The organism is Rugosimonospora africana (assembly GCF_016862975.1).
GTDB lineage: Bacteria > Actinomycetota > Actinomycetes > Mycobacteriales > Micromonosporaceae > Rugosimonospora > Rugosimonospora africana.
The window spans coordinates 133,542-139,909 of sequence record NZ_BONZ01000068.1; the positions used below are offsets into that span (position 1 = coordinate 133,542).

At 70.2% G+C, this 6,368-nt stretch carries 7 protein-coding genes; 3 read left to right on the top strand and 4 right to left on the bottom strand.

The features are described from left to right. Nucleotides 1-88: 88 nt before the first annotated feature. Nucleotides 89-1,027: a helix-turn-helix domain-containing protein gene (locus tag Raf01_RS33825; protein ID WP_203922140.1), complete on the top strand. Its 939-nt coding sequence runs from the start codon at nucleotides 89-91 to the stop codon at nucleotides 1,025-1,027. Between the two features lie 225 nt (nucleotides 1,028-1,252). On the opposite strand, the gene Raf01_RS33830 is transcribed toward Raf01_RS33825, so the two are convergent. Further along, nucleotides 1,253-1,450, bottom strand: coding sequence for a hypothetical protein (locus tag Raf01_RS33830; protein WP_203922141.1), 198 nt, complete (start codon nucleotides 1,448-1,450; stop codon nucleotides 1,253-1,255). A gap of 24 nt (nucleotides 1,451-1,474) precedes the next feature. Here Raf01_RS33830 and Raf01_RS33835 point away from each other — a divergent pair, with 24 nt between their 5' ends. After that, nucleotides 1,475-1,711, top strand: coding sequence for a hypothetical protein (locus Raf01_RS33835; RefSeq protein WP_203922142.1), 237 nt, complete (start codon nucleotides 1,475-1,477; stop codon nucleotides 1,709-1,711). Nucleotides 1,712-1,886: 175 nt separating this feature from the next. On the opposite strand, the gene Raf01_RS33840 is transcribed toward Raf01_RS33835, so the two are convergent. Beyond that, entirely contained in the window at nucleotides 1,887-2,381 is a 495-nt protein-coding gene (locus Raf01_RS33840; protein ID WP_203922143.1) for a Rieske (2Fe-2S) protein, read from the bottom strand. A gap of 378 nt (nucleotides 2,382-2,759) precedes the next feature. Here Raf01_RS33840 and Raf01_RS33845 point away from each other — a divergent pair, with 378 nt between their 5' ends. After that, nucleotides 2,760-3,080: a hypothetical protein gene (locus tag Raf01_RS33845; RefSeq protein WP_203922144.1), complete on the top strand. Its 321-nt coding sequence runs from the start codon at nucleotides 2,760-2,762 to the stop codon at nucleotides 3,078-3,080. A 230-nt stretch (nucleotides 3,081-3,310) separates the two neighbouring features. On the opposite strand, the gene Raf01_RS33850 is transcribed toward Raf01_RS33845, so the two are convergent. After that, nucleotides 3,311-4,285 (bottom strand): hypothetical protein, encoded by a 975-nt coding sequence (locus tag Raf01_RS33850; RefSeq protein WP_203922145.1) that lies wholly within the window; start codon nucleotides 4,283-4,285, stop codon nucleotides 3,311-3,313. Between the two features lie 183 nt (nucleotides 4,286-4,468). Next, on the bottom strand, nucleotides 4,469-6,100 hold the full coding sequence (locus Raf01_RS33855) for an alpha-amylase family glycosyl hydrolase (RefSeq protein WP_203922146.1): 1,632 nt from the start codon (nucleotides 6,098-6,100) through the stop codon (nucleotides 4,469-4,471). Between the last annotated feature and the right edge of the window lie 268 nt (nucleotides 6,101-6,368).

Here is a 6,368-nt window from a genome sequence, read left to right on the forward strand (position 1 = left end):
CCGGCGGCCGGGGCCTATCCAGTGGTGCGGTTTACCTAGGTCTGGCAGAACCAGGCTCGGCCGTCGCGCCGGGGTCACAATGAGAGCCATGAGCGACACCCCCGCCGACATCGGCGAGTTCCTGCGCTCCCGCCGCGCGCGGCTGCGGCCCGAGGACGCCGGCCTACCGGCCTTCGGAGGCCGGCGGCGCGTCCCCGGACTCCGCCGCGAAGAGCTCGCTCAACTGGCCGGCGTCAGCGCCGACTACTACATCCGCCTCGAACAGGGCCGGCTGCGCAACGTCTCCGAGGCGATCCTGGACGCCGTGGCCCGGGCACTGCGGCTGGACGACACCGAACGCATCCACCTGCACCACCTGGCCAAGCCGACCCACCGGCCGCCGCGCCGGGAGCGCCGGCAGCCGGTGCGGGCCAGCACGCAGTGGCTGCTGGACGCCCTGGTCGCGACGCCGGCCTACGTCCTCGGCCGGCGACTCGACGTGGTCGCGTGGAACGACCTGGCCAGTGCCGTGCTCGGGGTCGAGCTGGACGGGCTGGCACCGGACCAGCGCAACATGGGCCGCCTGGTCTTCCTCGACGACAGCGCCCGCGACCTGTGGGCCGACTGGGACGCCAAGGCGCAGGAGACCGTGGGCGGCCTGCGCATGCACGCCGGTGCATACCCCGACGACCCGCAACTAGCCAACCTGGTCGGCGAGCTGTCGATGAAGAGCCCGGAATTCCGGCGGCTGTGGGCGGACCAGCACGTCTGGGCGACCCCGCACGGGACGGTTGACGTGCGACATCCGCTGGTCGGCGACCTCACCCTGGCCTACGAGACGCTGGCGACGCCCGACGCGCTCGACCAACTCATGGTCGTCTACACCGCCGAACCAGGCTCGGCCACCCACACCGCTCTGCAGTTGCTGGCGAGCTGGACCGCCGGTACCGCCGACGATCCCACCGCGGATCCCGTTGCGGCTCCCGTCGCGGATCCCACCGGCGATTCCGCAGCCGATCCCTTCGCCGGTCCTCTCGCCGATCCCTAGCCGATCCGCTCGGCGACGCCAGCGGCGATCCCACAGCCGATCCCACAGCCGATTCCATCGGCGCTGCCAGCAGCGATGCCGCAGCGATGCCGGCATCGATCCGAGCGGCGGAGCCCGCCGGACGGAGCCGGACGGCGCACGAGGCCGGGCCGACGAACGGTAGCGTCCGAGCCGAGTGGCCGTTCCATGCGCTGCGCCGAGGCCGGGTCGCCCCCGACCGACGCGTCACTCGGGCGGCGCGCGGGGCGCCGTCAGCAGCGGCAGCAGGATCTCGTCGACACAGCGTTGTACGTACTCGTCCGACGCACCCGCGCCGGTGAGGAACATCTCGCTGCGAAGCAGGTCCAGCGGTAGCCGCACAACCAGCGGAGTGAGGCAACTCTGCGGGCCGGCGACCGCGCACCCGATGCCCCGGTCACGCACCCCACCACCGGCTCCGGTGCCCGCGTGTTCGACCTCCTGCGTGGCCCGCAGGCCACCAGGCTGGTCTTCGGCGGCCCCGACCTCGTTGGCCCCGACCCCGCCGACCAGCCCCGCACTCTGTACGGCATCGACGTCCACACCGTCCCGGTCATCGACGGCACCGGAACGGCCCGCGAGATCTACGGTCTACCCGCCGGTGGCCCCACCACCGCCGTCACCGTCCGACCGGACGGCTACGTCGCCGCCATCACCCCCGCGTGAACCGCCGCCCCGGCGTAGGTCTGGCCGCGTCTCGGCCGTGCGCGGGGCGGCACCGCGTGCTCGCCGTGCCGCCCCGCCTCCCCCAGGCCGTGCTCGGAACGCGTGTCGAAACGCACTCCGGAACACGTTTCCGGACGCGTTCCTTACCGCACTTCGGGAACGCGTTCGGAACGCATCACTGAAGGATGAGGTCGTCGCCCCGGAGGGCGACTGTCCGGGCCGACAGCGGCTGTTGGGACGGGCCGGCCTCGACCGATCCGTCGCTGGCCGAGAACAGGCTGCCGTGGCACTGGCACTTGATGACTCCGTCGCTGACCGCGGAGACGAGACAACCGCTGTGCGGGCAGACCGCGTCGAACGCCTTGTACTGTCCGGCGACCGGTTGAGTGACGACGACCCGTTGCTGGTCGAAGATCTTCCCGCCGCCGATCGGGATTCCGCTCGCCGTGCCCAGATCCTCTCCCGCGACCGCCGGACTGGGAGCAGCGGCCGTCGGCGGGGTACTGGTGCGAGCCGTGGTGTCAGAAGGGTGTTGTGTGTCAGAAGGGTGTTGCCTGCTGGACGCGTCGGTACCGCAGCCGGTGAGCGCCGCGACGACGCCGGCCATCCCTGCCCCGGCTAGGACCGCTCGACGCGCCGCGGTCCCGGGGCGTTCCTGGTCATCGCTCAACGGACCCCTCCCTGTCTCATCGCTGTCTCTGATACGTCGCTGTCTCTGATACGTCGCTGTCTCTGATACGTCGCTGTCTCTGATACGTCGCTGTCTGTGGTACGTCGCTGTCTGTGCTGCATGGCTGTCTGTGCTGCATGGCTGCCTCAGATACCTGGCAGCCTGTCGCGCACGGCTGCCTCTGGTTTGTCTCAGTCCCTGGTGCGTCGTTGGGCAGCCCCTTCCCGATGCTTGCCGGGTCGCGTCACGCGGTCGTCAACGAACGTCCGCGTCCCGTGCCGAGCGCAGGGTCAGCGCGTGTGGGACCCGACGTGCACCGGCTCACAGCGTTGCCGGCACCTCACAGCGTTGCCGACACCCGCGTCGTACCGTGGCCGGATGGTCGCAACCACCGGTCGCATTGAGGTCGGTTTCCAGCCCAGCCGGGTCAACGGCTGGTTCTTGAAGGCGTTCGCCCGACCGTACGTGTCGGTCGGCGGCACTGAGCACGCCGGCAGCTGGTCGGCACCGGTGACGGTCGAGGCACCGGTGGGCACGCAGCGCGTCTGCGCCTACGTGCGCTACCGGGGCACCCGGTGGAATCTCGGAGCGCGGCCCACAGTCGTCGACGTCGAGCCGGGATCGCGAATCACGCTGACGGCGCGCAACGGATGGGCAAACTCGTCGACCTTCACATTGAGCCCGCCGGCTCGGTCGTAGGCGGGGTCCGGATGTGGGCGCGCGGCCCTCTCGCGGTGGCGCGCCGCCCGATCCCGGCGGTGGCGCCAGGATCGGGCGGCGGGATCGCGCGGCGGGATCGCGGCGCGCCGCCACGGTGAATCCGTGCCGTGATCTCTGTGGCTTGGTTCTCTGGCTTGGTTCTGTCGCTTGGTTCTGTCGCTTGGTTCTGTGGCTTGGTTCTGTGCGTTGATTCTGTGCCGGGAAACGCGTCAGACGTCCGCGATCTGGAACACGCCGATGTCGTCGCCGCTGGTGCCCTGGGACGGCACAGTCTGGTTGAGCGATGCCTCGACGCCGACCCAGCCGTGCAGGACGCCGTCGTTGTCGATGACTTCCAGCATGGGCTTCACATGCGAGTTGCCGGTGTAGCAGTACTCGCCGCGGTTGTCGGCGTTGGCGGTCCGCCAGTACCAGAGGGTGTCGCGCAGATCTGTCGAGGTCTTGTTGGCGCGTGAGATGTAGTACTGGTTGTCGGTGGTGGTGCCGCCGAGGCAGCGGCCACCGGTGCACGGTGTCCAGTTCAGGTTCCAGAACCGGGAGCCGTCGCCGTGGTCGATGTACGGATTGAAGTTGCTGTCGGTGGCCCAGGTGTAGTACGTGAAAATCATCCCGGTCCAGTTCGCCGCGGCGATCTGCGCGGTCGACACCGGAGCGTTCCACGCCCTGTCGCTGCCGTACCCGAACCCGTTGGTGGCCCCGAACGAGTTGGCGCGGTACGTCAGCTTCGCCAGCTTGCCGTCGATCGGCTCGCTGATCGTCCACTCCTCCCAGCCCGTGGTGCCGTCCCAGGTGACCCGCAGAACCGAGCCGGTCACGGTGTACGTTCCGTGCAGGGTGTTGGGCGCGGTGGTGCTCTGGTAGCCGTTGCCGGTCATCACGACGCAGTTGCGCGCCCCGCAGTTGGAGGCGGCGTTTCCGGTCGAACTGCGCGACACCCGGTCCCGCTGAGTCCAGTGCCAGTGCGTCTCGGTGACACCGTTGGTGTCATCGAACGTGTACATGCCCAACCGCTCCCAGTTGGTCCGTACGCTCGCGTTGACCTCACCGATCGCCACCACGAACCGGTGCATCCCGCCCGGAGCGTTGCTCGCGGCCGTGGCCGGTGCCGAGGCGACCAGAACCGACCCGAGCACCGCAAGCGCGGTCGCGGCCACGGCCGCGACGCGTAACCTTTGATACTTCATTGACGCAGGCTAATTCTGGCCTCTTGCCATCGGCCTTGCCAATCCGATGGCCACCGGCGCCGACCGATGGTGGCAGGACGTTCCAGATCGCGGTCGTCGGTCCAGATCGCGGTCGTCGGTCCAGATCGCGGTCGGTCCAGATCGCGGTCGGTCCAGATCGCGGTCGGTCCGGATCGCGGTCGGTCAGTCCAGCGCGAAGACGCCGTATCCGAAGCCGTCGACCGTGAGTTCACCGCCGGCCACCTTGACGCCCCGCGCCTCCAGCGGGCGCGCCGTGGACAGCCGTGCCGCGGTGGCACCCGCCACGGCCGCCCGGGCCGGCTCACGCCGCGGGTTGACGACCACGAGATAACTGGTACCCCGCAGGTAGACCAGCGGGTACCCGGAGCACAGCACCTCCGCGCCGCCCGTGGTGCCAAGCGCCGGATGCGCCCGGCGCAGCGCGATGAGCCGCCGGACGAGGTTCAGCAGCGAATCGCCGTCGGCCCGCTGCGCGGCGACCGACGAGCGGTCCGCGGCCGGGTCGAGCGGCAGGTAGAACCGCTCCGGCGCGGCGGTGGAGAACCCGGCGCCGGCAGAGTCGTCCCACTGCATCGGGGTCCGCGAGCCGGCCCGGTTGTGGTCGGGGGCCAGCTCGCTGCCCTCCTTGTCGGGCAGACCGGGGACGTACCGCATGCCGATCTCGTCGCCGTAGTAGATGGCCGGCACGGTGGGCCAGGTGAGCAGGAACGCGAAGGCGGGGCCGAGCTGGTCGCGGGTACGCGGACCGCAGGCCAGCCGGGAGAAGTCGTGGTTACTGGTCGGCAGCGCGACCCAGCCGGCGCCGGCGATGGTGGCGGTGGCGGCCTGGTAGGCGGCGAGAAACTCGTCGACCGAACCGCGCCCCTCCGCGTCGAAGTAGCACGGCCCACTCAGCGCCGCCCTCTGCTGCACACCGGCGCGGTTGTCCCACAGCGAGAGCAGGGCCCGCCCGGTGAAGTGCAGGAAGAAGTCGGCGTGGAAGCCCGCGGGGACCGACACGGCCGGGTCGCCCCATTCGGCGATGAGCGCGGCCTGCGGGTACCGCTGCTCCAGCCAGCCACGCAGCTCGGTCCACAGGCGCCCGGTCTCCGCCCGGTCCGGGTCGTCCTTCACCAGGCTGGAGGCCATGTCGACGCGGAATCCGGAAATCCCGCGATCCAGCCAGTACGTCATGATGTCGCGCAACGCCGCGCGGTTGGCCCGCGGTCCCGCAGCGTCCACCGGTTGGCGCCACGGCTCCGCGTCGTTCATCTGGGCGTAACCGAAGTTGAGCGCGGGTTGGATCGGGTAGAAATTTTGCAGGTAGTAGCCGGGGCGCGAGCCGGGCGACGGATTCCACCGGGACCCGGCGGCGCGGTCCGACCAGATGTACCGGTGGTCGTCGGGGTCGTCCGCGGCGGCACGGAACCAGGGGTGGTCGATCGAGGTGTGCCCGGCCACCAGATCCAGCAGTACCCGGATCCCCCGCGCCCGGGCCGCCTCGGCCAGCGCGATGAGTTCCCGGTTGGTGCCGTACCGTTCGGCCACCCGCAGGTAGTCGGCGACATCGTAGCCGGCGTCGCCGAACGGTGAGGCGAAGCACGGGCTGAGCCAGATCGCGTCGACGCCGAGCCAGGACAGGTAGTCCAGGCGCTCGGTGATGCCGGCGATGTCGCCGATCCCGTCACCGTTGGCATCGGCGAAACTCTGCGGATAGATCTGGTACAGAACGGCGTCAGCCAGCCACGATTCGGTCGACCGCGGCTCGGTCAGCTGGGACTCGGTCGGCCGCGACGAGGATGGCGTTCCAGACATCAGCATGACTCCACAGTGGACGGTCGGGCGATTCGTCTTCGAAGAAGCCTACCGCCGGTCGCGGCGCGAATGCACGGTCGCGGCCCAGACTCACGATCGCGGCGCGAATGCACGGTCGCGCGGGCGTATGGTTGGGCGGCCGGAGATCGATCGCCGGAAACGCCCCCCGGTCGGGTGGCCCTGGCATGCCGTTGCCCTGGCATGCCGTTGCCCTGGCATGCCGTTGCCCTGGCATGCCGTTGCCCTGGCATGCCGTTGCCCTGGCATG

What these genes read in the sequence shown, in the direction of transcription:
- Raf01_RS33825 (WP_203922140.1), top strand. Translation starts at nt 89, where the DNA reads ATGAGCGACACCCCCGCCGACATCGGCGAGTTCCTGCGCTCCCGCCGC.
- Raf01_RS33845 (WP_203922144.1), top strand. Translation starts at nt 2,760, where the DNA reads ATGGTCGCAACCACCGGTCGCATTGAGGTCGGTTTCCAGCCCAGCCGG.
- Raf01_RS33850 (WP_203922145.1), bottom strand. Translation starts at nt 4,285, where the DNA reads ATGAAGTATCAAAGGTTACGCGTCGCGGCCGTGGCCGCGACCGCGCTT.
- Raf01_RS33855 (WP_203922146.1), bottom strand. Translation starts at nt 6,100, where the DNA reads ATGTCTGGAACGCCATCCTCGTCGCGGCCGACCGAGTCCCAGCTGACC.